Source organism: Streptomyces sp. NPDC059499, assembly GCF_042749285.1.
In the GTDB taxonomy this organism is placed as follows: domain Bacteria; phylum Actinomycetota; class Actinomycetes; order Streptomycetales; family Streptomycetaceae; genus Streptomyces.
Window position 1 is genome coordinate 31,042 of the sequence record NZ_JBHYTT010000024.1, and the last position, 24,788, is coordinate 55,829.

At 71.3% G+C, this 24,788-nt stretch carries 20 protein-coding genes; 13 read left to right on the forward strand and 7 right to left on the reverse strand.

Going from position 1 to position 24,788, the window contains the following annotated elements; all coding sequences use genetic code 11:
- Positions 1 to 162: 162 nt before the first annotated feature.
- A complete protein-coding gene (locus tag ACFW9O_RS34555; protein WP_384614918.1) occupies positions 163 to 813 on the reverse strand; it encodes a TetR/AcrR family transcriptional regulator in 651 nt (216 codons plus the stop codon).
- Between the two features lie 165 nt (positions 814 to 978).
- Between ACFW9O_RS34555 and ACFW9O_RS34560 the strand changes: the two genes are divergently transcribed.
- Both ACFW9O_RS34560 and ACFW9O_RS34565 read left to right on the forward strand, forming a co-directional pair.
- Positions 979 to 1,836 carry a phosphatase PAP2 family protein gene (locus ACFW9O_RS34560; protein WP_384614920.1) on the forward strand — a complete coding sequence of 286 codons (858 nt, stop codon included), beginning with the start codon at positions 979 to 981 and terminating at the stop codon, positions 1,834 to 1,836.
- Entirely contained in the window at positions 1,833 to 2,930 is a 1,098-nt protein-coding gene (locus tag ACFW9O_RS34565; RefSeq protein WP_384614922.1) for a hypothetical protein, read from the forward strand. Before ACFW9O_RS34560 ends, ACFW9O_RS34565 begins: the two co-directional genes overlap by 4 nt.
- 9 nt (positions 2,931 to 2,939) lie before the next feature.
- Here ACFW9O_RS34565 and ACFW9O_RS34570 read toward each other — a convergent pair whose 3' ends face one another.
- Both ACFW9O_RS34570 and ACFW9O_RS34575 read right to left on the reverse strand, forming a co-directional pair.
- Positions 2,940 to 3,497: a helix-turn-helix transcriptional regulator gene (locus ACFW9O_RS34570; RefSeq protein WP_351180385.1), complete on the reverse strand. Its 558-nt coding sequence runs from the start codon at positions 3,495 to 3,497 to the stop codon at positions 2,940 to 2,942.
- Positions 3,498 to 3,531: 34 nt separating this feature from the next.
- On the reverse strand, positions 3,532 to 5,547 hold the full coding sequence (locus ACFW9O_RS34575) for an FAD-dependent oxidoreductase (protein WP_384614924.1): 2,016 nt from the start codon (positions 5,545 to 5,547) through the stop codon (positions 3,532 to 3,534).
- A 228-nt stretch (positions 5,548 to 5,775) separates the two neighbouring features.
- Here ACFW9O_RS34575 and ACFW9O_RS34580 point away from each other — a divergent pair, with 228 nt between their 5' ends.
- Entirely contained in the window at positions 5,776 to 6,303 is a 528-nt protein-coding gene (locus ACFW9O_RS34580; protein ID WP_384614925.1) for a DoxX family protein, read from the forward strand.
- 59 nt (positions 6,304 to 6,362) lie between these two features.
- The gene (locus tag ACFW9O_RS34585; RefSeq protein WP_384614926.1) at positions 6,363 to 7,205 is read left to right on the forward strand and encodes a DUF1206 domain-containing protein; all 843 of its coding nucleotides are present in this window, start codon (positions 6,363 to 6,365) and stop codon (positions 7,203 to 7,205) included.
- Positions 7,206 to 7,256: 51 nt separating this feature from the next.
- Here the strand turns inward: ACFW9O_RS34585 and ACFW9O_RS34590 are convergent, their stop codons facing one another.
- Together ACFW9O_RS34590 and ACFW9O_RS34595 are read right to left on the reverse strand one after the other, a co-directional pair.
- On the reverse strand, positions 7,257 to 8,636 hold the full coding sequence (locus ACFW9O_RS34590) for a cryptochrome/photolyase family protein (RefSeq protein ID WP_384614927.1): 1,380 nt from the start codon (positions 8,634 to 8,636) through the stop codon (positions 7,257 to 7,259).
- Positions 8,633 to 10,135, reverse strand: a complete 1,503-nt coding sequence (locus tag ACFW9O_RS34595; RefSeq protein ID WP_384614929.1) for an SDR family oxidoreductase — start codon at positions 10,133 to 10,135, stop codon at positions 8,633 to 8,635. Before ACFW9O_RS34595 ends, ACFW9O_RS34590 begins: the two co-directional genes overlap by 4 nt.
- 182 nt (positions 10,136 to 10,317) lie before the next feature.
- On the opposite strand from ACFW9O_RS34595, the gene ACFW9O_RS34600 reads away from it, so the two are divergent.
- The 3 genes from ACFW9O_RS34600 (at position 10,318) to aroQ (ending at position 13,820) form a co-directional block, all read left to right on the forward strand.
- A complete protein-coding gene (locus ACFW9O_RS34600) occupies positions 10,318 to 10,812 on the forward strand; it encodes a MarR family winged helix-turn-helix transcriptional regulator (protein ID WP_351180367.1) in 495 nt (164 codons plus the stop codon).
- Between the two features lie 120 nt (positions 10,813 to 10,932).
- The gene (locus ACFW9O_RS34605; protein WP_384614930.1) at positions 10,933 to 13,044 is read left to right on the forward strand and encodes an MMPL family transporter; all 2,112 of its coding nucleotides are present in this window, start codon (positions 10,933 to 10,935) and stop codon (positions 13,042 to 13,044) included.
- Positions 13,045 to 13,193: 149 nt separating this feature from the next.
- The gene (gene aroQ, locus ACFW9O_RS34610) at positions 13,194 to 13,820 is read left to right on the forward strand and encodes a gamma subclass chorismate mutase AroQ (RefSeq protein WP_384614932.1); all 627 of its coding nucleotides are present in this window, start codon (positions 13,194 to 13,196) and stop codon (positions 13,818 to 13,820) included.
- Between the two features lie 21 nt (positions 13,821 to 13,841).
- Here the strand turns inward: aroQ and ACFW9O_RS34615 are convergent, their stop codons facing one another.
- On the reverse strand, positions 13,842 to 15,161 hold the full coding sequence (locus tag ACFW9O_RS34615; protein WP_384614933.1) for a geranylgeranyl reductase family protein: 1,320 nt from the start codon (positions 15,159 to 15,161) through the stop codon (positions 13,842 to 13,844).
- A gap of 223 nt (positions 15,162 to 15,384) precedes the next feature.
- Between ACFW9O_RS34615 and ACFW9O_RS34620 the strand changes: the two genes are divergently transcribed.
- From ACFW9O_RS34620 to ACFW9O_RS34635, 4 genes are all read left to right on the forward strand, one after another.
- A complete protein-coding gene (locus ACFW9O_RS34620) occupies positions 15,385 to 16,854 on the forward strand; it encodes an aldehyde dehydrogenase family protein (protein ID WP_384614935.1) in 1,470 nt (489 codons plus the stop codon).
- Positions 16,851 to 18,446 (forward strand): APC family permease, encoded by a 1,596-nt coding sequence (locus ACFW9O_RS34625; RefSeq protein WP_384614937.1) that lies wholly within the window; start codon positions 16,851 to 16,853, stop codon positions 18,444 to 18,446. Before ACFW9O_RS34620 ends, ACFW9O_RS34625 begins: the two co-directional genes overlap by 4 nt.
- A 50-nt stretch (positions 18,447 to 18,496) precedes the next feature.
- Entirely contained in the window at positions 18,497 to 20,068 is a 1,572-nt protein-coding gene (locus ACFW9O_RS34630; protein ID WP_384614939.1) for a GMC family oxidoreductase, read from the forward strand.
- A gap of 167 nt (positions 20,069 to 20,235) precedes the next feature.
- Entirely contained in the window at positions 20,236 to 21,150 is a 915-nt protein-coding gene (locus ACFW9O_RS34635; protein WP_384614941.1) for an adenosine kinase, read from the forward strand.
- A gap of 51 nt (positions 21,151 to 21,201) precedes the next feature.
- Here ACFW9O_RS34635 and ACFW9O_RS34640 read toward each other — a convergent pair whose 3' ends face one another.
- Positions 21,202 to 22,653 carry a PucR family transcriptional regulator gene (locus ACFW9O_RS34640; RefSeq protein WP_384614943.1) on the reverse strand — a complete coding sequence of 484 codons (1,452 nt, stop codon included), beginning with the start codon at positions 22,651 to 22,653 and terminating at the stop codon, positions 21,202 to 21,204.
- A gap of 77 nt (positions 22,654 to 22,730) precedes the next feature.
- Here ACFW9O_RS34640 and ACFW9O_RS34645 point away from each other — a divergent pair, with 77 nt between their 5' ends.
- Together ACFW9O_RS34645 and ACFW9O_RS34650 are read left to right on the forward strand one after the other, a co-directional pair.
- Positions 22,731 to 24,293 (forward strand): purine-cytosine permease family protein, encoded by a 1,563-nt coding sequence (locus ACFW9O_RS34645; RefSeq protein ID WP_384614945.1) that lies wholly within the window; start codon positions 22,731 to 22,733, stop codon positions 24,291 to 24,293.
- Positions 24,294 to 24,371: 78 nt separating this feature from the next.
- Positions 24,372 to 24,773: a YybH family protein gene (locus ACFW9O_RS34650; protein WP_384614946.1), complete on the forward strand. Its 402-nt coding sequence runs from the start codon at positions 24,372 to 24,374 to the stop codon at positions 24,771 to 24,773.
- The last annotated feature ends 15 nt before the right edge of the window (positions 24,774 to 24,788 follow it).

Here is a 24,788-nt window from a genome sequence, read left to right on the forward strand (position 1 = left end):
GGCGGCCCGGGACCGCTGTGGCAGGGTGCCTTCCCGGAACGCTGTCCCCCGCCTTAGCATTCCGACCCCCGCCCCCCCCCCCCCGCCGGGTTGCGCGCCACCCCCGTCCCCACGGTGCGGCGCGGGCGGGCCGCCGTCATCCGCTCGGACGACGGCCCACGTTCATCGGGGCGCGGGCGGGGGCGCCGGGGGCCTGAGCGCGGGAAGGACGGCGCACTCGATGAAGCGGGTGACGAACGCGTCGTCCGTGTACCGCCCCTCCAGCAGCGGCCGGGCGCGCATGATGCCCAGGATCTGTGCGGCGACGTACTCGGCCGCGGGGTTGTCCGCCTCGATCTCGCCTCGGTCGACGGCGCGCCGGACCATGCCGTCGATCGCGGCGATCGACGGCGCGATCAGCGCCTCACGCAGGGCCAGTAGCAGGTCGGGGCTCTGGAGTGCGGCGTGGCCGAGTGCGTGGACGAGGGTGGAGTCGCGGTCGGACGCCGTGCAGACGGCCTCGGCGGCCGCGTGCAGGTCGCCGCTCAGGGTGCCCGTGTCGATGTCCGCGAGCACCGGCCTGCGGGTGCTGTGCAGCGCGGCGACGACCAGCTCCGGCTTGGATCCCCACTGCCGGTACAGGGTCGACTTGCCGCACCGCGTGCGCGAGGCGACACCCTCCATGGTCAGTGACTCGTAGCCGCTCTCCCGGAGCAGGTCCAGCACGGCCGTGTAGAGCTCGTGCGCCCGTTCCGGTGTGATCTTCGACCGGCGCGACGTGGGAGCCGACTCCTGTGCGGAACCGGCCGGCTGTGTGGAACCGGGCGACGACATGCGCTTTTCCCTCTCTGCGGCTCTGCGACGAGGATCCTCTGCACTCCAGTGTATCGATACGCCAGTGTACCGATACGCGAACGTATCGGTACACTGGCGTATCGATACGGCATGGGCTCGACCATGCCGCCGTAACAGCGCTTCGTCAGCAAGGGGGCACGGGTGATGCACACCCGCAGCGAGCCTGCGGACCGGGAGCCGGACACCTCTGCCCGACCGCCCCTCGTCCGCGAGCTCCTTCTGGTCGCGGGACTCTTCCTCGTCTACAAACTCGGCCGGCAGGCCGCGAACGGACATGTCGAGGAGGCCTACCGCAACGCCGGGGACGTCTGGGACCTGGAGCGGGCACTGCACCTCCCCGGTGAAGGGAGCGTGCAGGGCGTGCTGCTCCACAGCCAGACGCTCGTGCAGGCGGCGAACACCTACTACGTGACCGTGCACTTCCCCGTCACGCTGCTGTTCCTGGTCTGGCTGTACTGGCGGAGGCCGCGCCACTACGTGTGGTCGCGCCGCATACTCGCCGTTCTCACCGGTGCCGCGCTCGTACTGCACGTGCTCTTCCCGCTCGCACCCCCTCGGATGCTGGACGCAGCCGCTCTCGTCGACACCGGACAGGTGTACGGCCCGACGGTGTACGGGGCCACGCCCTCGACCGACTCGATGGCCAACCAGTTCGCCGCGATGCCGTCCCTGCACTTCGGCTGGGCTCTGACGGTCGCCGTCGGACTGATCGTCGCCACCCGCTCCCGGTGGCGCCTGCTGTGGCTGCTCCACCCGCTCGTCACCCTGCTCGTCATCGTGGGCACGGCCAACCACTACTGGCTCGACGCGATCGTGGTCTCCGCGCTGCTGGCCGTGGTCCTCGCGGCGATCCGGCTGCCCCGCCCCGGCCCCCTCCACGCGCACCTGCCGTGGCAGTCCGCCGGGATCCCTGCCGAGGCGCCCAACCTGCCCTCACCCGTCCCGAGCCCCGCGTACGCGTCCGCGTCCGGGCCGTACGCACGATCCGGAGCACCGCGATGAACGCCACACTCGTCGCCGTCGCGCTGTCGCTCGTCTCCGCAGCCGCCTACGCCGCAGCCGCGGTGGCGCAGGCACGGCTCGCCGGCCGTGCCGAACCGTCTGCAGGAGTGCTCCGCCTGATGGGCCGGGGCGCCTGGTGGTCGGCCGTCGGCCTCAACGCCGGAGGGGCGCTGCTGCACGTCGCCGCGCTCAAGTACGGACCGCTCACCCTCGTCCAGCCGCTCGGCGCGCTCACTCTCGTCGCAGCCGTCCCGCTCGGAGCCCGTGCCGCCGGACGCAAGGTCAGCCGCACGGAGTGGCGCGGCACGCTCCTCACGCTGCTCGGTCTCGGCGCCCTGCTGACGGCAGCGGGAGGCGCCGGCCCGCACGACACGCTCAGCCTGCCCGAGGCCCTCGGTGTCTCAGCCGTCACGATGGCGCTGGTCGCCGGTCTCAGCCGTCCGGGCGCCCGCCCGGGCCTCCGGCACGCCGCGGCTTCCGGCATCACCTCGGGCGTGGCCTCCGCGCTCACCCAGACGCTCACGGTCGCGGCCACCGACCACACGGGTCCGCTGCTCAGCTGGCGGCTGGTGACGGTGGCCGTGCTCGTGTCCTTGTTCGCCATGGGCGGCCTGCTGCTGTCCCAGACCGCTTACCGGGGCGGACTCGGTGCTCCGCTCGCCGTGGTCACCCTCGCCAACCCGATCGCCGCCGCCGTGATCGGTCTGGCTCTGCTGGGCGAACGCCTGCAGGGCGGCGTGACCGGTCTGGTCCCGGCGCTCATCGGCGCGGCGGCCGCGGTACGGGGCGTGGTTCTGCTCAGCCGCGCCCAGCAGCGGACCGCATCCGGCCCGGCCGGTGCGGACGCGCCCTCGCGGGTCGTCGTCAGCAGCGCGTCGATCGCGGGCCGTCCGCCCGTGACGAGCCCGGTCGGCGTCAGCCCGCCCGTCACGATCCCGGTCGGCGCGAGCCAGGCGAACAGCAGTCCGGTGACGAGCAGTCCTGTCGGCAGCGGCCCGGTCGGCGTGGGCAGTCAGGTCATCGGCACTCCCCGGGCCGCCGACCCGCTCGGGCTGAGGCCCGAACCGGTCAGGACATCGGTCTGCGGCCCATAGGACCCGGCTTCAGGCAGCCGGGTCCTCGTCCGGCCCGAGCCCGTCCAGATCGCCGATGGCCCTGGTCAGCCACCCGGTCCAGAAGGTCTCCAGATCGATGCCCCCGCGCAGCACCAGATGCCGCAGGGTGTCCTCGCCCGCGGTCCGCTCCGGCGGGAAGTCCCGTTCCTCGATGTCCAGGTACTCCCGCAGTTGCCGCTCGTGCAGGGCGAGATGCCGGCGCAGCTCGCCGGCCAGCCCGGGGGCCCCGACCACCGCCGCCGCCCGCATTCTCAGCAGCAGCGGATCGCGGACCGGGCGCGGGTCCTCGGACACCGCCACCCAGGCCGTGAGCTCGTCGCGGCCCGCGGGCAGGACCTCGTACTCCTTCTTCTGCCCGCGGGCCGGCTGCGGCGACGGCAGGACCCGGATGTGCCCCGCCTGCTCCAGTTTCCCCAGCTCGCGATAGATCTGCTGATGCGTCGACGGCCAGAAGTACCCGATCGACCGGTCGAACCTGCGGGTCAGCTCCAGCCCCGACGACGGCTTCTCGAGCAGGGCGGTGAGGATCGCGTGCGGGAGGGACATGCAGTGCATCCTAAGGAGGGGTGGAGCGGAGCCGTCACAGCGCTGCGGCGAGCTCCGTGCCCTGACGGATCGCGCGCTTGGCGTCCAGTTCGGCGGCCACGTCGGCCCCGCCGATCAGGTGCACAGGGCGGCCTGCGGCACGCAGCTCCTCGTACAGCTCGCGACGCGGCTCCTGGCCGGCGCACAGGACCACGGTGTCGACCGGGAGCAGGTGCTGCTCGCCGTCGACGGTGAGGTGCAGGCCCTCGTCGTCGATGAGGTCGTACGAGGCGCCCGCGATCATCGTGACGCCGCGGTGGCGCAGTTCGGTGCGATGGATCCAGCCGGTCGTCTTGCCGAGTCCGGCCCCGACCTTGCTCGCCTTGCGCTGGATCAGATGCACCGTGCGGGGCGACTTCGGACGCTCGGGGGCACGCAGTCCGCCACGGTCCGCGTAGTCGGTGTCCACGCCCCACTGCCGGAAGAACACCTCCGGGTCCAGGCTTGCCGCGTCACCGCCGTCCGTGAGGAACTCGGCGACGTCGAAGCCGATGCCGCCGGCCCCGACGAGCGCGACCCGGTCGCCGACCGGTGCCCCGTCGCGCAGGACGTCCAGGTAGCTGACGACACTCGGGTGCTCGACACCGGGGATCGCGGGGGAGCGGGGCTCGACCCCGGTCGCCAGGACGATCTCGTCGTAGCCGTCGAGCTCGGCGGACGTGGCGCGCGTGCCGAGCCGGAGCTCGACGCCCTCCTCGGCCAGCCGGGTACGGAAGTAGCGCAGCGTCTCGTTGAACTCCTCCTTGCCGGGCACCCGGCGCGCCACGTTGAGCTGGCCGCCGATCTCGTCGGCCGCGTCGAACAGCGTCACCGCGTGCCCGCGCTCGGCGGACGTGACGGCACACGCCAGACCGGCGGGACCCGCGCCGACCACGGCGACGCGCTTGCGGGTACGGGTCGGCGAGAGCACCAGCTCGGTCTCGTGGCAGGCGCGCGGATTCACCAGGCAGGAGGTGATCTGGAGGCTGAAGATGTGGTCCAGGCAGGCCTGGTTGCAGCCGATGCAGGTGTTGATCGCGTCGGCACGCCCCTCGGCCGCCTTGGCGACGAAGTCCGGGTCGGCGAGGAACGGCCGCGCCATCGACACCATGTCCGCACGTCCCGAGGCGAGGATCTCCTCGGCCAGCTCGGGGGTGTTGATGCGGTTGCTGGTCACCAGCGGTACGGAGACGGCGCCGCGCACCTTCTCGGTCACCCAGGTGAAGGCGCCGCGCGGCACGGACGTCGCGATGGTGGGGATGCGTGCCTCGTGCCAGCCGATGCCGGTGTTGATGATCGTCGCGCCGGCCGCCTCGATCTCGCGGGCGAGCTGGACGACCTCCTCCAGCATGGAGCCGCCGGGCACCAGGTCCAGCATGGAGAGCCGGTAGATCAGGATGAAGTCGGTGCCGACCCGCTCGCGTACCCGGCGCACGATCTCGACGGGGAACCGGATGCGGTTCTCGTAGCTGCCGCCCCAGCGGTCCTCGCGGTGGTTGGTGGCGGCCACGATGAACTCGTTGATCAGATAGCCCTCGGAGCCCATGATCTCGACGCCGTCGTAGCCCGCGCGCTGTGCCAGTTCCGCGGCCCGCACGAAGTCCTCGATGGTCTCCTCGACCTCGTCGTCGGTCAGCGCGTGCGGGGTGAACCCGCTGATCGGTGCCTTGAGAGCGCTCGGGGCGACCAGGTCCGGGTGGTGTGCGTAGCGCCCGAAGTGCAGGATCTGCATCGCGATCCGGCCGCCCGCCGCGTGCACCGCCGCGGTGACCTCCGCGTGCTGCGCCGCCTCCGCCTCGTTCGTCATCTTGGCGCCACCGGGGAAGGAGCAGGCACGGGCGCTGGGCGCGATACCGCCGGTGACCATGAGGCCCACGCCGCCGCGCGCGCGGGCCGCGTAGAAGGCCGCCATCCGCTCGAAACCGCGCTCGACCTCCTCCAGGCCGATGTGCATCGATCCCATCAGCACCCGGTTGGGCAGGGTGGTGAAGCCGAGGTCGAGCGGGCTCAGCAGGTGGGGGTACGGGCTCATCCGGGTCTCCTCGCACAGTGTCGTCGTGCCAGTTGTAGACGAGGGGAACGTCATTGTGCAACTAGTTGCACAATGACGTACGTCGCACTCGGTGACTCCTGCAGCGCAGTCCCCGCACGGGCGGCCCCCGAACGGCCCAGCACTGCCGCACCCCGCCGCCCGGGCGCGACGACAGTGGATTCGTACGGTTTCGTACCTCCGCGCGCTCCGCCTCGACGGGAGACCCCCATGACCTGCATCAACCGGCGTGACCTCGGACTTCTCATACTCAGGGTCGGTACGGGCGCCGTGCTGGCGGCCCACGGCAGCCAGAAGCTCGCCGGCTGGTTCGGCGGCGGCGGTATCGAGGGCACCACCGCGGGAATGGAGGCCATGGGCTTCCACCCGCCCAAGTACAGCGCAGTGGCCGCCGGACTCGGCGAGGCCGGCGGAGGGGTCCTGCTGGCCCTCGGTCTCGCCACCCCGGCGGCCGGAGCCGCCGCGGCCGGCACGATGGCCGGTGCTGTCGCCGTACACGCCCCCGCGGGCTTCTTCGCGATGGGCGGTGGCTACGAGTACCCGGCGTTTCTCGGCTTCACCGCCGCCGCGATCGGCCTGACGGGTGCCGGACGCTACTCCCTGGACCACGCCACCAACCACGTCCTCGACCGGCCGTGGACGCTCGCCCTCGCCTTCGCCGGAAGTGCCCTGGGCGCGGCCGCCGTCGTGGGCCGACGCGCGAAGGGGCAGGTGGCGACGCCCGCGGAGGAGGAGTAGGGGCGCGTCCGCAGCGACAAACGGGCATTGATCGCCGCTTCGGGGGCAACCGGCAGTTCATGAATACAAACGCGTTGTCGGCGGACGGACGTCGTACTGCCAGAAGAGCCGCGAACAGCAAGGCCGTGGCCGCCGGCGCCCGGGCGGGGTTCGTCGCGCGCGGGGTGATCTACCTCCTTGTCGGACTGCTCGCGCTGCGCATCGTCTTCTCCGACAGCGGCGGGAAGCAGGCCGACCGAGGCGGCGCCATCGCCGAGATAGCGGAGAAGCCCTTCGGGAACGTCCTGCTCTGGGTGCTCGGCGTGGCGCTGGCCGGAATGGCCGTGTGGCGCCTGTCCGAGGCCTTCTTCGGGCAGGCGGGCCCCGACGGCGACAAGCCGGGCAAGCGGGCCATGGCCGCCGGCCGCTTCCTCTTCTACGGCTTCGTGTCGTACTCCGTCCTTTCCTACGCCGCCGGTGACCAGGGAAGCGGCAGCGGCTCCAGCGACCGGCAGACCGACGACGTCACGGCAAGGGCCCTGGAATGGACCGGCGGCCAGTGGATCGTCGGGATCGCGGGTGCCGCCGTCGTCGGAGCGGGGCTCTGGATCGCCTTCCGGGCCGTGACCCGCAAGTACCGCAAGCACCTGAAGATGTCCGAGATGACACGGAAGGTCCGCCGGGCCGTCGATTTCTCCGGCATGTTCGGCGGCGCGGTCCGCGGCATCGTCTTCGCGACGGCGGGCGGGTTCGCCGTCGCCGCCGCGGTCCGCCACGAGCCGGGCCGGGCCAAGGGCATGGACGACACCCTGCGTTCCTTCACCGAGACTCCGGCCGGCCCGTGGCTGCTCGCACTGGTCGCGCTCGGCCTGGCCGCCTTCGGGGCCTTCTCATGGGCCCAAGCCCGCTGGCGCAAGGTCTGAAACGCCCTGAGCGCTGTCCCGTGATCCCTGGTGGGCCGGGTGGTCCGGCCCTCAGTCGAGTCCCCTGGCCTCCCTGAACCGGGCCAGCCCGTCGGCCAGGCCGACGACAGGCTCCGGATAGTCGTACCTGGCGCGCTCCGCGGCCCGCAGCTTCCACGGCTCATGGACGGCACCGCCGTCGATCCCCGTCAGCTCGGGCAGCCAGCGGCGGACGTAGGCGCCGTCCGGGTCGTACCGTTTGGCCTGCAGCACCGGGTTCAGCACCCGGTTGGGCCGGCTGTCCGTGCCCGTACCCGCCATCCACTGCCAGTTGAGCTGATTGTTGGCGATGTCCCCGTCCACCAGCAGGTCCAGGAAATGGCGTGCGCCGATCCGCCAGTCCACGTACAGCGTCTTGACGAGGAAACTCGCGGTCAGCAGCCGCCCACGGTTGTGCATCCAGCCCTCGTGGCGCAGCTGGCGCATCGCGGCATCGACCACCGGATAGCCGGTGCGGCCCTCTTGCCAGGCGGCGATCTCGTCCGCGGCAGACCGCTCGGTGCGCCAACGGTCGTGCTGCGAACGGTAGTCGGAGCGGGCGGCGGAGGGCCGGGCGGCCAGGACCTGGTGGTGGAAGTCCCGCCAGCACAACTGCCGTACGAAGGCATCCGCACCCGGACCGCCCGCCGCGCGGGCCCGGTGGGCCAGCTCGGTGGGGGACAGGGTGCCGAAGTGCAGGTGCGGGGAGAGCCGTGAGGTGCCGTCGCCCGCGAGATCGTCGTGGCGCGTCTCGTACTGTCCGAGTCCGTGGCGGCGCCACCCGGCGAAACGCTTGCGGCCCTCGTTCTCCCCGCCCTCCGCCAGTCCCGCCGAGACCTCCGTGAGACCGGCGCGTGAGGGCACCGCCTCGGACACGGGACCCTCCGGTACGCGAACGGTGCGCGGTGCCCCGAAGGGGGACCGCACCTGCGCTCCGGACCAGCGGCGGAAGTACGGCGTGAAGACCGCGAAGTGGTCCCTGCCCCCACCGGAGGGAACCACCGCGCCCGGCGCCACCGCCGTGATCACCGCGTCATGGACGTGCAGCCGGCAGCCCTGGGATCCGAGCTCCGTCCGCAACCTCTCCTCGCGGCGCTGCGCGTGGGCGCTGACGCCCGCCGCGACGTGAACGTCGCGCGCACCCGTCTCCGTGACGATCCGGCAGACCTCCTCGGCCGGCTCGCCCGACCGGATCACCAGCCGTCCGCCCCGGGCGCGGAGCCCCGAGTCCAGGTCCCGGAGACAGTCGGCGAGGAACGCACGCCGGTTCGGGACACCGAATCCGGCGTCCTCGATGCCGTCGTCCAGGACGAACAGCGGAAGCACCTCGTCGGCCGACGCGAGGGCCGCGTGCAGGGGCGGATGGTCGTGGAGACGCAGGTCCGAGGTGAACAGGACCACCGATACGCTCAACGCGTCCCACCGCCCTTGCCCGCCGCCCGTGCGATGTTGCGCGACATCCCGCCGAACACGATCGCGTGGAACGGCGAGACGCTCCACCAGTACGCGTGTCCCAGCAGTCCGGACGGGTGGAAGATGGCCCGTTGCCGGTAGTGGGACCGGCCGTCCTCGCCGTTCTCCACAGACATCTCCAGCCAGGCCAGACCGGGCAGCCGCATCTCGGCGCGCAGCCGGAGCAGCCGGCCGGGCTCGATCTCCTCCACCCGCCAGAAGTCCAGCGAGTCCCCGACGCGGAGCCGTTGGGCGTCCCGTCGGCCCCGGCGCAGTCCCACACCGCCCGTCAGCCGGTCCATCCAGCCCCGCACCGCCCAGGCCAAGGGGAAGGAGTACCAGCCGTTGTCACCGCCGATGCCCTCGACGACCCGCCAGAGCGCCTCGGGCGAGGCGTCCACGTCGTGCTCCCGCACATCCGTGTACAGGCTGCCACCCGCCCAGTCGGGGTCGGTGGGCAGCGGGTCGCTGGGGATGCCGGGGGTGGACGCGGAGGACCACCGGGTCGTCACTCTGGCCTCGCGAACCCTCTGCAGGGCCAGGCCGAGAGCCGTGGCGAAGGAGAAGGGCTGCCCGGCGCCGTCCGGCACATGGTCGGCGATGTCGTGCTCGTGGCACACGACCTCGTACCGCAGGGACTCCGCGAGCGGGCGTGCGATGGAGGCAGGCACAGGGGTGACGAGCCCGATCCAGTGACTGGACAGTCTCGGCGTCAGCATCGGGACGGGCAGGATCAGCCGGTGCGGCAGTCCGGCCACCTGGGCGTACTTCTCCATCATCGCCCGGTACGTCATGACGTCGGGCCCGCAGATGTCGAAGGTGCGGTTCACCTCGGAGGGCATGCGCGCGCTGCCGACGAGATAGCGCAGCACGTCCCGGACCCCGATCGGCTGGATCCGGGTCGACACCCAGCTCGGTGTGACCATCACGGGCAGTCGCTCGGTCAGGTAGCGCAGCATCTCGAAGGAGGCGGAACCGGCCCCGATGATGACCGCGGCACGCAGCGCGGTCGTCGGAACACCGGAGTCGAGCAGGATGCGGCCGACCTCGGCACGCGAGCGCAGATGCGGCGACAGTTCCTGCTCGGGGACGTCGGCCGGGGTGAGCCCGCCCAGGTACACGATGCGCCGGATGCCGGCGGCGCGCGCCTGCTCACCGAAGATCCGCGCGGCCTTCCTGTCCGTCTCCTCGAAATCCGCCCCGCTGGTCAGGGCGTGCACCAGGTAGTAGGCGACCTCCATGCCCTCCATGGAGGCTGCCACGGACTCCGCGTCGGTCACATCGCCCTTGGATACCTCCACGTCACCCGCCCACGGGTAGTCCCGCAGCTTCTCCGGGCTTCGCGCGAGACAGCGGACCGTGTGGCCCGCGTCCAGGAGCTCGGGCACGAGGCGGCCCCCGATGTACCCCGTCGCGCCGGTCACCAGGCACCGCAGTCCGTCGTCGTCCCTGCTCTCCATGACCTCTCCGATCCGGCTCGGATGTACTGCTTCCACGGTGTCCCCCCGCAGGCCGTTCCGCTTGTCGGTGGCCGGCCGGGAGAGCCGGGGCGCCGCGTCGGGCCGACGTGTCCGGTTCCGTGCCTGCACAACGGGGGGAAGCGGCGGGAAGGTACGGCCCCGGAGCGCCCTAGTATGGTGCGGTGGACAGTGCAGACGACGCTCGCGAAGGATCACGCACGGGAGCGTCTGCCGTTCCGGAGCTGCAGGCTCTCGCGATGCAGTTGCGCCGCATGAACGGCGAGATCAACCGTCTGGTGCACGCCTACGCGCACACCCAGGGCCTGCACGCGACGGATGTCCAGGCGCTCGCGGCGATCCTCGACGCGGATGTTCCGCTGACTCCCGGGCGGCTGCGCGACCATCTCGGTCTGACCTCCGGTGCCGTGACGGCGTGTCTGGACCGTCTGGAGCGCGTCGGCCACATCCGGCGCTCGCGGGACACCACCGACCGGCGTGTCGTGCACCTGCACTACGAGCCCACGGCCAAGGCGGCCGCCCGCTCGTTCTTCATGCCGCTCGCCGAAGCGGCGTCCGGGGCCCGCAGTTCGTCCGATCCGGAGGAACTCGCGGCCACCCTCCGCTTCCTCGCCCGCATGAACGCGGAACTCGCCCGTATGCAGGCCCCCCAGCGCTGAGCCATCCGTCCAGGCGTCAGCCGGACTGTCTTGGGCCGTCGGGCGGGAGCGGGCCAATCATATGTTTCAATAATTGAGATACTCGATGATTGAAAGAGTTTCCCCCGACCCGGGAGCACCATGTCCGTCGCATCGAGGCCGGTTCGCTGGCTGATCCCCGTATTCCTCGTCGTCGTCTGGCTCGCCGTCGGCGGCGCGTTCGGCTCGTACGCCGGAAAGCTCGGCGAGGTGGCCACGAACGACCAGGCCTCGTTCCTCCCGCAGAGCGCCGAGTCCACCCAGGTCGTCGAGGAGCAGAAGGCGTTCAGCCGGCAGGAGACCGTCCCGGCCATCGTCGTCTGGACGTCGGAGAAGGACGGCGCGGACGTCGGCCCGGAGCAGCGGCAGGCGGCAACGGCCGCCCTGGACTCGCTCAACGGCGTTCCGGGGGTGGCGGGTGAGGTGACCCCGGCGCTGCCGTCGGAGGACGGCCAGGCACTCCAAGGCATCGTCCAGCTGGATTCCGGCCTGGGGGACGAGCTCCCCGACACGGTCGCGCAGATCCAGAAGGCGGCCGACGGGGTACCCGGAACACGTGCGCAGGTCGCCGGCCCCGCGGCCAGCCAGTCGGACCTCTCCGAAGCCTTCGCCGGAATCGACGGACTGCTGCTCGGTGTCGCCCTCGTGACCGTGCTGGTCATCCTGCTGCTGGTCTACCGGAGCGTGCTGCTTCCGCTGGTCATCATCATCGGAGCCGTCTTCTCGCTCGGTGTGGCCTGCGCGATCGTGTACGTACTCGCGGACCACGACGTCGTACGGGTCGACGGCCAGGTGCAGGGGATCCTCTCGATCCTCGTCATCGGCGCCGCCACCGACTACGCACTCCTCCTCACGGCACGGTTCCGGGAGGAGCTGGGGCGCCACTCCGACCGGTGGACCGCCATGCGTGCCGCCCTGCGTGAGTCCGCCGGACCGATCGTCGCCAGCGCCGCCACCGTCGCCCTGGGACTGCTCGCCCTCCTGCTCAGCGACCTGACCAACAACCGCGCGCTCGGGCCGGTGGGCGCCATCGGCATCGTGTGCGCCGTCCTGAGCACGCTCACCTTCCTGCCCGCCGTCCTGGTGCTGCTCGGCAGGACTGCCTACTGGCCCGCCAGGCCCAAGCAGGGCGAAACCGCATCGGGTTCGGCGGGAATCTGGTCGCGGATCGCGGCCCTGGTCGACCGGGCCCCGCGCAAGGTGTGGGGCGTCACCCTGATCGTCCTTCTCGCCTGCGCCGCCTTCATGCCGACGCTCAACTCGAAGGGGGTGCCCCTCGAGGAGATCTTCGTCAACGACGCACCTTCCGTCGCCGCCCAGCAGACCCTGAGCAAGCACTTCCCCGGAGGATCGGGCAATCCCGCCGTGGTGATCGCGAAGGCCGACCGGGCGGCGGAGGTCGCAGAGGCCGCCGATCAGGTCGCCGGTGTCGCGGACGTCTCCGTGGTGACCGTCTCCGGGCGCCCGGGAGTCGGCGAGCCGCTCGTCGTGGACGGCAGCGTCCGTATCGACGCCACGCTGAAGAACGCGGCCGACAGCGACGCAGCCAAGGAGACCGTCACGCGCCTGCGCGACGCGGTGCACGAAGTGCCCGGCGCGGATGCGCTGGTCGGCGGCTACACCGCCCAGCAGTACGACACCCAGAAGACGGCCGAGCACGACCGTACCCTCATCGTGCCGGTCGTACTCGTGATCATTCTGCTGATCCTGATCGGTCTCCTCCGCTCCCTGCTCATGCCGCTCCTCCTCGTCGCGACGGTGGCACTCAACTTCCTGGCCACCCTCGGCATCTCGTCACTGGTCTTCCAGCACGTGTTCGGATTCAGCGGCACGGACTCCTCCGTACCGCTGTACGGATTCGTCTTCCTGGTGGCCCTCGGGGTGGACTACAACATCTTCCTGATGTCCCGGGTCCGCGAGGAGTCCCTGATCCACGGCACACGGCAGGGCGTGCTGCGCGGGCTGACGACCACCGGCGGGGTCATCACCTCTGCCGGCGTCGTCCTGGCGGCCACCTTCGCCGCCCTGGGCGTGATCCCCCTCGCGTTCCTGGTCCAGATCGCGTTCATCGTCGCCTTCGGCGTACTGCTCGACACCCTGGTCGTCCGCTCGCTCCTGGTGCCCGCACTGGTCAGGGACATCGGACGCGTCGCGTGGTGGCCGGGCGCACTGAGCCGGGAACCGGAGGAGAAGGCCGAACACAGCGCACCCTGAGACCGGCGTGGGAGCGACGGCTGACCGGCTTCGCCCAGGACGTCGACGACGTGTCAGCCGTCCGCACCGCGTGGGGTCGTCCGCCCCGCGCCGAGCCCGCCCGGCGTGTGACGCCCGGGCGGGCCGGGGCGGGACCGTACGATCCGCGCATGCGACCGACCGCGTACGTGAGGCGCTTGCTGTCCGTCGGGGCGGTCGTGGCCGCCGTCTGCGGCGGCCCGGCCGCCGCTGCCCCGGCCGATTCCGGAGCCGGCGCGCGCCACGGCGGGGACGCCCTCGCCCGGCTCCGCGCGCTCGCCGACCTCTCGGAGCGGCGGCTGGCCACGGCCGAGCTCGTCGCCGCCGCCAAATGGGGGACGGGCGCCCCCGTCGACGACCCGGTCCGCGAGGAACAGGTCCTCGGCACGGCCGCGCGGCAGGCCCGCGTAGCGGGAGCCGATCCCGGCGTGACGGTACGGATCTTCCGGGACCAGATCGAGGCCAACAAGCTGGTGCAACGCGCTCTGCACCGCAGTTGGGACGCGAACCCCGCCGACGCACCGACGGACCACCCGGACCTCGCGGAGGTGCGCGAGGAGATCAACCACGTCAACATCGGCCTGGTCCGCGCGATCGCCGGCTCCGCGGCAGCGCGCGCGGCCCCTTCCTGCGGCGGCACACTGAGGGCCGCCCAGGCATCCGTACGACGCGACCCGCACGTCGACCGCCTCCGCACGGCGGCACTGACGCACGCACTGCGCTCCGTCTGCGCGCGGCCGTTCGCCGGCCCGGCCTGATCGGCCGCGCGGGGCGCGAGGTCAGCGCCTGCGCACCTTCGGTGCCGGGACCAGGCGGACGACGGTGTTGAGCACATGGTCGATCACGTCGTGCGAGGGCTTGTCCGTGAGATCGGTGAGCATCCGGGCCAGGGTGTTGAGCAGGAACGGTGACCCCATGACGTAACGGTTGAGGATCGGCTGGAAGCCCGAACGGCTGAAGACGATGTCGGCGGCCGCGTTCCCGAGACGGTAGTAGCGACCCCAGCGTCGGTTCATCTCGACCGGGTAGCCGTGCAGCACCCGTTCCCGTCCCGGGCCCGGGGGGCGGGCGAGGGCCAGCGCGGCGCTCTCGGCCGCGACTTCGCCGGCCTCCATGGCCTGGCCGATGCCCTCCCCGTTCCAGGGGCTGATCATGCCTCCGGAGTCGCCGACGAGGAGGAGACCGCGGGTGTACAGGGGGTGGCGGTTGAACCCCAGGGGCAGCGCGGCGCTCCGGACGGGGCCCTCGGCGTTCTCCTCGTTCAGGCCCCAGTCGGGCGGAGTGCGGGCCAGCCATTCGTCCAGCGTGGCCCGCAGGTCCGCGGTTCCGTGCCGTCGGTGGGGCAGCGCACCCAGCCCGACGTTGACGCGGCCGTCCCCCATGGGGAAGATCCAGCCGTACCCGGGCAGGTAGTGACGGCTGCCGGGGAAGCGGAGGTCCGCCCACAGTTCCAGATACTCCTCCTGGGACCGTTCCGGGCTGCGGTAGTAGCGGCGTGCGGCCGTCGCGATCTGCCGGTTCATGTCCCGCTGCAGGCCCATACCGAGAGCGAGGCGCGCGGAGGCGCCGTCGGCGGCGATCACGATCGGCGCGCGGAAGAGCACCGGCTGCTTGTCCCGGGCCGTGGCGCCGACGCCGGTGATGCGGCCGGCCCGGTCGGTCACGGGCCGGGTCACCTTCACCCCGTTGCGCAGCCGTGCTCCGGCGGAAACGGCGTGCCGGGCCAGGATGTCGTCGAAGTCATGACGACTGCGCGAGAGGCCGAAGTCCGGATAGCGGCCCAGGGCGGGCCAGTCGATGTGCACCTGATGCTCCCCGGCCACCCAACGCATACCGCGTGAGCGCGTCCATCCCGGAGCCTTGATGTCGACACCCATCCGGATGAGCTGGTACACCGCCCGCGGGGTCAGGCCGTCCCCGCACACCTTCTCCCGAGGGAAGTCGGCCTTCTCCAGCAGCAGGACATCGACGCCCGCCCGGGCGAGGTGGAAGGCTGCGGACGAGCCCGCCGGACCCGCCCCCACCACGATCACGTCGGCCTCTTCGCCCGAGCCGTGGACGGTGCGATCATCCGATCGGTCCGGCTTCGTTTCCCGCACGCGGAACCCCTTCCTGGGTCAGCCGGTGCCGTACCGAGGACGGCAGCCCGGCACCTCATCATTGATCAGGACGAGCCGGTGCGGAACACGGCCGGGTGTCCGGCCCCGGGTGTACGGCCCCGCTCGGCGCGCGAGTACGCCCGATGGAGCCTACTTTGGGTGTCTGGCTCAGCACGTTCGGCTACATCTCCTTCCCCTTCCTCGTGCGGGCCCGGAGGGACGCATGCCCGATCTGTTCATCGGTGGACGATGGAGCGCCGCGATCGAGGGCGGAACGCGTGATATCCGCTGCCCTGCCGACGGCACGTCCGTCGCCACCGTCGACGAGGCGGGGCCGCAGGACGCCGCAGCGGCGGTGGCCGCGGCGCGCGAGGCGTTCGACCGGGGGCCGTGGCCGAGTACGCCGGCCGCCGAGCGCGGCCGATTGCTGCTCCGCGTCGCCGATCTGGTGGAACGGGACAAGGACGTGTTCGCCAGAGCCGAGACCCTGGACACCGGGAAGCGGCTCGTGGAGAGCGAGTACGACATGGACGACATCGCGAACTGTTTCCGCTACTTCGGGAACCTGGCCGCTTCCGGCGGCACCGACCGCGTCGTCGACACCGGTGACCGGGGGATCGACAGCAGGGTGGTCCACGAACCCGTGGGCGTCTGCTCGCTGATCACGCCGTGGAACTATCCGTTGCTGCAGACGGCCTGGAAGGTGGCCCCCGCGCTCGCCGCGGGCAACACCTTCGTACTCAAACCCAGTGAACTGACGCCGCACACCGCGATCCTCCTGATGAAGGCGCTCACCGAGGCCGGACTGCCGCCCGGTGTCGCGAACCTCGTGCTCGGCGCCGGGGCCACCGCGGGCGCGCCGCTGAGCGAGGACCCGCGCGTGGACATGGTCTCCTTCACCGGCGGTCTGGTCACCGGTCGGCTCATCATGGCGGCGGCCGCACCCACCGTGAAGAAGATCGCGCTCGAACTGGGCGGCAAGAACCCCAACATCGTGTTCGCCGACGCCGAGTTCGACACCGCGGTCGACTACGCGCTGATGGCGGTGTTCCTGCACGCCGGACAGGTCTGCTCGGCCGGTGCGCGGCTGCTCGTGCAGGACGAGCTGCACGACACGTTCGTCGACGAGCTGGTACGGCGCGCCAGGGCCATCCGGCTCGGCGGACCGTTCGACGAGGACGCCCGCAGCGGGCCGCTGATCTCGGCCGCCCATCGCGACAAGGTCGAGGCGTACGTGGCCGCGGGGCTGGCGGAGGGCGCCGTACTGCGCTGCGGCGGCGCCCGCCCGGACGACCCGTCGCTGCAGAGCGGCTTCTACTACCTGCCGACGGTGCTCGACGAGTGCACGCCGGACATGACGGTCGTACGCGAGGAGTCGTTCGGCCCGGTCCTGACCGTGGAGCGGTTCCGGGACGAGGGCGAGGCCGTCGCCCTGGCCAACGACACCGTCTACGGACTGGCGGGGGCCGTCTGGACGCAGGACGGCGAGCGCGCCCACCGGGTGGCAGCCGGGCTGCGCGCGGGGACCGTGTGGATCAACGACTTCCATCCGTACGTGCCGCAGGCGGAGTGGGGCGGAATGAAGCAGTCCGGCGTCGGCCGCGAACTGGGCCCGGCCGGTCTCGCGGAGTACCAGGAGGCCAAGCACATCTGGCGCAACACCGCAGCCCAGCCTCAGAGGTGGTTCGAGTGAGTCATTCCGACCCGACAGGTCCCGGCGCGACCGGCACGCCGCCCCCCGGCACCCGGGCCGACGGCACCCACGACGACGACTCGCTCACCGAGCTCGGCTACAAGCCCGAACTCAAGCGGACCCTGGGCAACTTCCACACCTTCGCCGCGGGCATCAGCTACATCTCGATCCTGACCGGCACCTTCCAGCTGTTCTACTTCGGCGTCAGCTTCGGCGGCCCGGCCTACTGGTGGTCCTGGCCCATGGTCTTCGCCGGCCAGCTGATGGTCGCCCTGTGCTTCTGCGAGCTCGCCGCCCGCTACCCGGTGGCCGGCTCGGTCTACAACTGGGCCAAGAGCATGGGAGGCCCGCACATCGGCTGGCTCGGCGGCTGGATGATGATGACCGCCACGATGGTCACGCTCTCCGCCGTGGCGCTCGCCTACCAGATCACGCTGCCGCAGATCGACAGCGGGTTCCAGTTCGTGGGCGACGGCACCGGCAAGAACGACGCGGCGGCCAACGCCGTTCTCCTCGGCACGGTACTGATCCTCTTCTCCACCCTGGTCAACGCGTTCGGTGTGCAGCTCATGGCCCGGATCAACTCGGCGGGCGTGTTCATCGAACTGATCGCCGCGATCGGCCTGATCATCTTCCTGGGGGCGCACCTCACCCGCGGACCCAGCACCGCCCTGACGGAGACGAACGGGCTCGGCGCAGGACAGACCCTCGGGTACTTCGGTGCGTTCCTCACCGCGTCGCTCGCGTCCGCGTACGTCATGTACGGCTTCGACACGGCGTCATCGCTCGGCGAGGAGTCGCACAACCCGAGCCGCAACGCTCCCCGTGCCATCCTTCGTGCGCTCATCGCGTCGTTCCTCATCGGCGGTCTGATCCTGCTGTTCGCGCTTCTGTCGGTGCCGGATCTCGCCTCGGAGGAGCTGGCGACGGGCGGCCTGCAGTACGTGGTGCTGGAGGTTCTCGGTTCGACCATCGGTGAGATCTTCCTGTGGTGCGTGGTCGTCGCGATCACGGTCTGCGTGCTGGCCGTACAGGCCGCCGGTATCCGGCTGATGTTCGCCATGGCACGCGACAACAACCTTCCCGCGGGTTCGGTCCTTGCCCGGGTCAGCCCCCGCTTCCAGACCCCGGTGGTGCCTGCCGTCGTCATCGGCGTGGTGGGCGTCGTCATCCTGGTGATCAACGTGAACCAGCCGCAGATCTTCTCGGTGATCACGAGCATCGCGATCATCATGATCTATCTGGCCTATCTGATGGTCACGACCCCCATGCTGATCCGCCGGCTGCGGGGCACCTGGAAGCCCGCCGAAGGCAGCTTCTCGCTCGGCAGGTTCGGGCTGCCGATCAACATCCTCGCCGTGCTGTGGGGGGCGGCCATGTCGCTCAACCTCGCCTGGCCGCGCGCCGAGGTCTACAACGCGACGGGGGCGCAGCACTGGTACCTGCGCTGGGGCGCGTTCCTCTTCATCGGCGTCGTCGCGCTCGGCGGCTTCGCCTACTACTGGTTCGTGCAGCGGCACAAGACCGGAGTTCTCGAGAGCCACCGCACCGAGGTGCAGGACGCGACAGCGCCCGAACCCCCGCGCGGTTAGCCGCCCCCGCAGTCAGCCGCCCCGCACCACTACGACCTCTGGAGACACAGATGCCGGCAGACAGCCGACCGCAGGACGACTTCGACTACGTGGTGGTCGGCGGGGGAACCGCCGGCGCGGTCGTCGCCGCCCGGCTGTCCGAGGACCCGTCCGTCACCGTCTGCGTACTGGAGGCCGGTCCCTCCGACGTCGGCGACGACAACATCCTGCGGCTCGACCGGTGGATGGGACTGCTGGAATCCGGCTACGACTGGGACTACCCGGTCGAGCCGCAGGACAACGGCAACAGCTTCATGCGGCACGCCCGCGCCAAGGTCCTCGGCGGCTGCTCGTCCCACAACTCCTGCATCGCCTTCTGGGCGCCGGCCGAGGACCTCGACGAATGGGCCGCCCTCGGGTGCACGGGCTGGAGTGCCGCGGACTGCTTCCCGCTCTACCGACGGCTGGAGACCAACGACGCGCCCGGCGACCACCACGGGCGCAACGGCCCGGTGACCCTCCGTACCATCCAGCCGAACGACCCGTGCGGAACGGCCCTGTTGGAGGCCTGCGCCGCTGCCGGAATCCCCACCACACCGTTCAACACCGGTACGACGGTCGTGCGCGGGGCGCACTGGTTCCAGATCAACGCCCGCCCCGACGGCACCCGTTCGTCCGCCTCGGTCTCCTACCTGCACCCGATTCTCGGCCGGCGCCCCAACCTGGAAGTACGTACAGGACTGCAGGCCAAGCGCCTGATTCTGGACGCCGAACGGCGGTGCACCGGCGTCGAGTACCTGGCGCCCGACCTCATCCACACGCGTACCGTCGGCGCCCGACGTGAAGTCGTCGTGTGCTGCGGCTCCATCGACGCGCCGAAGCTGCTGATGCTGTCCGGGATCGGCCCGGCGGAGCACCTGCGTGAGACCGGGGTGGAGGTACGCGTCGACTCGCCGGCGGTCGGCGCACACCTCCAGGACCACCCCGAGGGCGTGATCATGTGGGAGGCGCTGCAGCCCATGGTCACCACGTCCACCCAGTGGTGGGAGATCGGCATCTTCGCCGACACCGAATCCGGCCTGGACCGGCCGGACCTGATGTTCCACTACGGATCCATGCCCTTCGACATGAACACCTACCGGCGCGGATACCCGACCTCCGAGAACGCCTTCTGCCTCACGCCCAACGTCACCCGCGCCCGCTCCATGGGCACGGTCCGGCTTCGCACCCGCGACTTCCGGGACAAGCCGCGGGTCGACCCGCGCTACTTCACCGACGAGCACGACGTACGGGTGATGACCCACGGGCTGCGGCTCGCCCGCGACATCGTCTCCCGGGCGCCGATGGCCTCCTGGGCCGGCACGGAACTGGCGCCCGGGGCCGACGCCCGGACCGACGAGGAACTGCTCGACTACATCCGCCGGACCCACAACACGGTCTACCACCCGGCAGGCACGGTACGGATGGGTGCCACCGACGACCCCGGTGCCGTCCTCGATCCGCGGCTGCGTGTGAAGGGGGTGCGGGGTCTGCGGGTGGCCGACGCGTCCGTGATGCCGTTCCTGCCCGCGGTCAACCCGTGCATCACGACGATGATGATCGGGGAGAAGTGCGCGGACATGATCAGGGAGGACCGGGACTGATCCGGTCGGCCCGCAACAAGTTGCGGAAATTTTCCGCACGTTCTTGCTCGAACCGTGACGGCCTGCTTGACTCACCCGTCGGCGACCGCAGCTGACGGCGCGTCCGGTCGACCGCGAGGGACGTCGACGCCTCACCCTCGCGCCGCGCCAGGTCCGAGAGGAACGCCATGAACACCGAGACCGACGTGCTCGTCCTGGGCGGCGCGGGCGTGGACACCATCGTGTACGTCCCCGAGCTGCCGCTGCCCTACGCCGACAGCTACATGGTGCGGCCGGGGATCGAGACGCGGGCGGGACAGACCGGGGACTTCATAGCCTTGGGATTGAGCGCGCTCGGTCTGCGGACCCATCACCTCGACATGATCGGCGACGACCACGAGGGCGACCTGGTCCGCGCCCTGCACAAGGACCGCGGCATCGCGCTGACCGAGATACCCCTGCCCGGCGGCACGAAGCGAGCGGTCAACCTCGTCGGCCCCGACGGGCGGCGGCTGTCCCTGTACGACGACAGCCGTTCGAGGGAGGAGGACCGGCTGCCGACGGCGACGGTCCGGGCCCTGGCCGCGACGAGCCGCCACGCCCATGTCTCCATCACCTACCCGTGCGCCTTCGCCCTTCCCGAGCTGCGGGAGGCCGGCGTGACCATCTCGACCGACCTGCACAACTGGGACGGTGCCAACGCCTACCACGAGGCCTTCGCGTACGAGGCGGACATCGTCTTCCTGTCCACCACCGCCCTGACGGACACGGAGCGGACCATGCGCCGGATATCGGAGCGCGGCCGGGCCGGCGCGGTCGTCGCGACCGCCGGGGCCGAGGGCGCGTACCTGCTGGCCGACGGGGAACTGACCCACATTCCGGCCGTCACACCGCCCGGACCGGTGGTGGACTCCAACGGCGCCGGCGACGCCTTCGCGGCCGGCTACCTCCTCGGTCATCTGACCGGCGAGCCGCCCCGGCGGTGCGCCCTCTACGGCGCGGTCGCCGGAGCCCACGCGTGCACCGTTCCGGCGACGCGGGCCGACCCCGTCGGCCGGGACGAACTCCTCGCCCGGGTCGCCGCCCGCGAGGCAGCGGCATGACGGCGCGGACCCTCGGCGGTACGCCTCGTTCCCGCCCTGCCAGGCGACCCCTCAGTCGGTGAGGCCCAGCGTCCCCGCTGCCTGGATCGCCAGCCAGACCTCGGCCAGGGCTCCCGTCGACGCCAGGTCGCGCCGGGCGAGTGTGCCGAAGCGGCGCAGGCGGTAGGCGAGGGTGTTCGGGTGGATGTGGAGCGCCGCCGCGGCCGTCTCCGTACGGCGGTCGCGTTCCATCCACGTACGGGCGGAGACCAGCAACTGCGAGTCGTGGGCCTCGTCGTAGCGCAACACCTCACCGAGCACGTGCTCGACCAGCGCGGTCAGGACGGCGGGGTCGTCGGGCAGCCACCGGCCCGTCGAGTCGTCGCCGTACCGGACGACGGGGCGGCCCGACTCCACGGCCTTGGAGACCGCCCAGAGCGCCTCGCGCTGGGCGACCTTCAGCGCGGCGCCCGGCAGGAAGGGGCGGCTCATCCCGGCCGCCACGCCCGGCAGCTCACCGACCGCCGCCGTCAGCTCCGGCGCTCCCAGCACGTAGCGGTCCTCGCCCCAGGTGAGCAGCAGATGGGGATGGTCCTCCAGACAGCGCAGCAGTGCCTCGTCGGTGGTGCGGCGCACCACGAGGAGCACGGTGTCGCCCTCGATCGCGTGCCTGGCGAGCCGGCGGCGCGCCGCCTCCGGGTCGAGCACCTCCTGCAGCAGTTCGGCCAGGGTCTCCGCGCCCTCGCGCCGCAGGGTCTCCCGCTCGTTGCGCACCATCGCCAGCCGCAGCGCCGCCACGGTGGCGATGTGCTGGACGACGGCGAGGCCCGCCGGCTGTGCGCCCTGACGCTCGAACGCGACGAGGAAGCCGGCCGGGCCGCCGGGCGCGGGCACCGGGAGGACGAATCCGCCCGGGATCGTCGGTGGAGCGTCGACGGAGGCCGGCAGGACACCGGGATCAGGCGTGGGGACGCCGGGCAGGAGCGGGCGGCCCTGCGGGGTGCACAGGTAGACGTCGTAACCCGACAGGCGTTCCAGGCGGCGCAGGAGTGTCGGTGTGTCGAGGCCCTCGGCGACCAGCCAGCGCAGCGAGCCGAACACCTGGAGCTGGGCGCCCAGCCGGTGCCTGGCGTCCTCCTGGACCGAGGCCGCGACCTCCTGGGCGACCGCGATGAACGGCACGGAGAGCGGCACTTCGAGAACGGGGAAGCCCCGCTCCTCGGCCGCCCGGAAGAACGCGTCGTGGAGCGGGGGCATGTGGAGCTGCGCGGAGAGTGCGAGAGCGGACACCCCGGCATCGTCCAGCCGCTCCAGATAGGCGCGCTGCCCCGTCGCGGTACGGGGGACCGCCAGCCCCGTCGTCATGATCATCTCGGCGCCCAGGAGCCAGGGCGTCGGATCGGCGAGCTCGATGGGGTGCGCCCAGGACACGGACCTGCCCAGACCGCCGGCGCCGGCCTTCACGGTGAGCTGGAGTGCCGGGAAGGAGAGCAGATCTTCGACGGTAAGTTTGTTGCTGGCCACAGAAGAGAGCCTACTGCTCCGTGATCGGCACAGTTGTCGAAGATCGTGCATGGGCCACACACTGTGGGACCGTCCCCATGCATGAACGGAAGGTGGAGCCACCCGTGACGACCTCGATCACCGAAATCGAGACCTATGGTGTCGAGAGGATCCCGGACAAGGACCGCACGGCCCGCCCGATCGACCTGTTCCGGCTCGCCTTCGGCGGTGCCAACACCTTCGCGACCTGCGTGCTCGGCGCCTTCCCGATCCTCTTCGGTCTCTCCTTCTGGCAGGGTCTCGCGGCGACCGTCCTCGGCCTCGTCGCCGGTGCGCTGCTGCTGGCCCCGATGGCCCTGTTCGGCCCCGCCAACGGCACGAACAACGCCGTCTCCTCCTCCGCGCACCTGGGCGTGCACGGCCGGGTCGTCGGCTCGTTCCTCTCCCTGCTCACCGCCATAGCCTTCTTCTCGATCTCGGTGTGGTCCTCCGGCGACGCGCTCGTCGGCGGAGCGCACCGGCTTGTCGACCTCCCCGAGACGGACGTCACCTACGGCATCGCGTACGCGGTCTTCGCCGGTCTCGTCCTGGTCGTCTGCATCTACGGTTTCCGGTTCATGCTGCTGGTCAACAAGATCGCGGTGCTCGCGGCGTCGGCCCTCTTCGTGCTCGGCGCCTTCGCCTTCGCGGGCGACTTCGACCCCGGCTACGCGGGGGCCTTCGCCTCCACCGCCGACCCGCTGTTCTGGCCGTCGTTCATCGGCGCCGCGCTGATCGTGCTGTCCAACCCGGTCTCCTTCGGCGCGTTCCTCGGTGACTGGTCCCGCTACATCCCGGCCGGGGCCCCGCGCCGCCGGGTGATGGGGGCCGCGTTCCTCGCCCAGATCGCCACCCTGCTGCCGTTCCTCTTCGGCCTGGCCACCGCGTCGATCATCGCGTCCAAGGCCGCGAAGTACGTCGACCCGGCCGCCCCCAACTACGTGGGCGGACTGCTCGCGATCTCGCCCGGCTGGTACTTCCTGCCGCTCTGCCTGATCGCCCTGATCGGCGGCCTCTCCACCGGCACGACGGCCCTGTACGGCACCGGCCTCGACTTCTCCAGCGTCTTCACGCGCTTCAGCCGTGTCCAGGCCACCTTCTTCATCGGCGCCCTGTCCATCGCGTTCATCTTCGTCGGCCGCTTCGCGCTCAACCTCGCGCAGTCCATCTCCACCTTCGCCACGCTGATCATCACCTGCACCGCACCGTGGATGATCGTCATGGCGCTCGGGTACGTCACCCGGCGCGGCTGGTACGACGCGGAGGCGCTGCAGGTCTTCAACCGCCGCCAGCGCGGCGGCCGCTACTGGTTCACGAACGGCTGGAACTGGCGTGGCATGGCCACCTGGCTCGTCTCCGCGGTCGTGGCCCTCCTGTTCACCAACCTGCCCGGCCAGTTCGTCGGCCCGCTCGGCGACCTCGCCGACGGCGCGGACATCTCGCTGCCGGTCGGCCTCGTCCTCGCGACCGTGCTCTACCTCGCCCTGCTCGCCGTGTTCCCCGAGCCGCGCGCCGTCTACGGACCCGCCGGCCCCCGCTTCGTCCGGGCGTCCGACGCCTCCGTGCCGCCGATCACCGGCAGCACCGAGGAGACCGCCACCGAGCCCGCCGCGGCGCACTGAACCCTCGCCGACACCCCGTAACCGAATGCCGGGCGTTCCGGCACCGCCCGCCCGAACGCCCGTGACCAGGAGCTGTGCATGAGCACCACCACCGTCCAGGAGATCCGGGCCGCCGCGGACGCGCTCGTCGCGGCCTTCGCCGAGGGCCGCCTCGACGACTACTTCGGCGCCTTCGCCCCCGACGCGACCTTCGTCTTCCACACCACCCCGGAGCGGCTCGGCTCCACGGCCGAGTACCGCGCGCTCTGGCAGCGGTGGGTGGAGCAGGACGGCTTCCGCATCCTCGGCTGCACCTCGTCCGCACAGCTGATCCAGCACTTCGGCGACACGGCCGTCTTCAGCCACGACGTGGAGACCCGGGTCTCCACCCACGCCGGCGAGGAGACGGTCCAGGAGCGGGAGACGATCGTTCTCACCCGCGCCGACGACGGCCGCTGGACCGCCGTCCATGAGCACCTGTCCGCCCGCACCGCAGCCTGAGCAGGAGAAACGTTC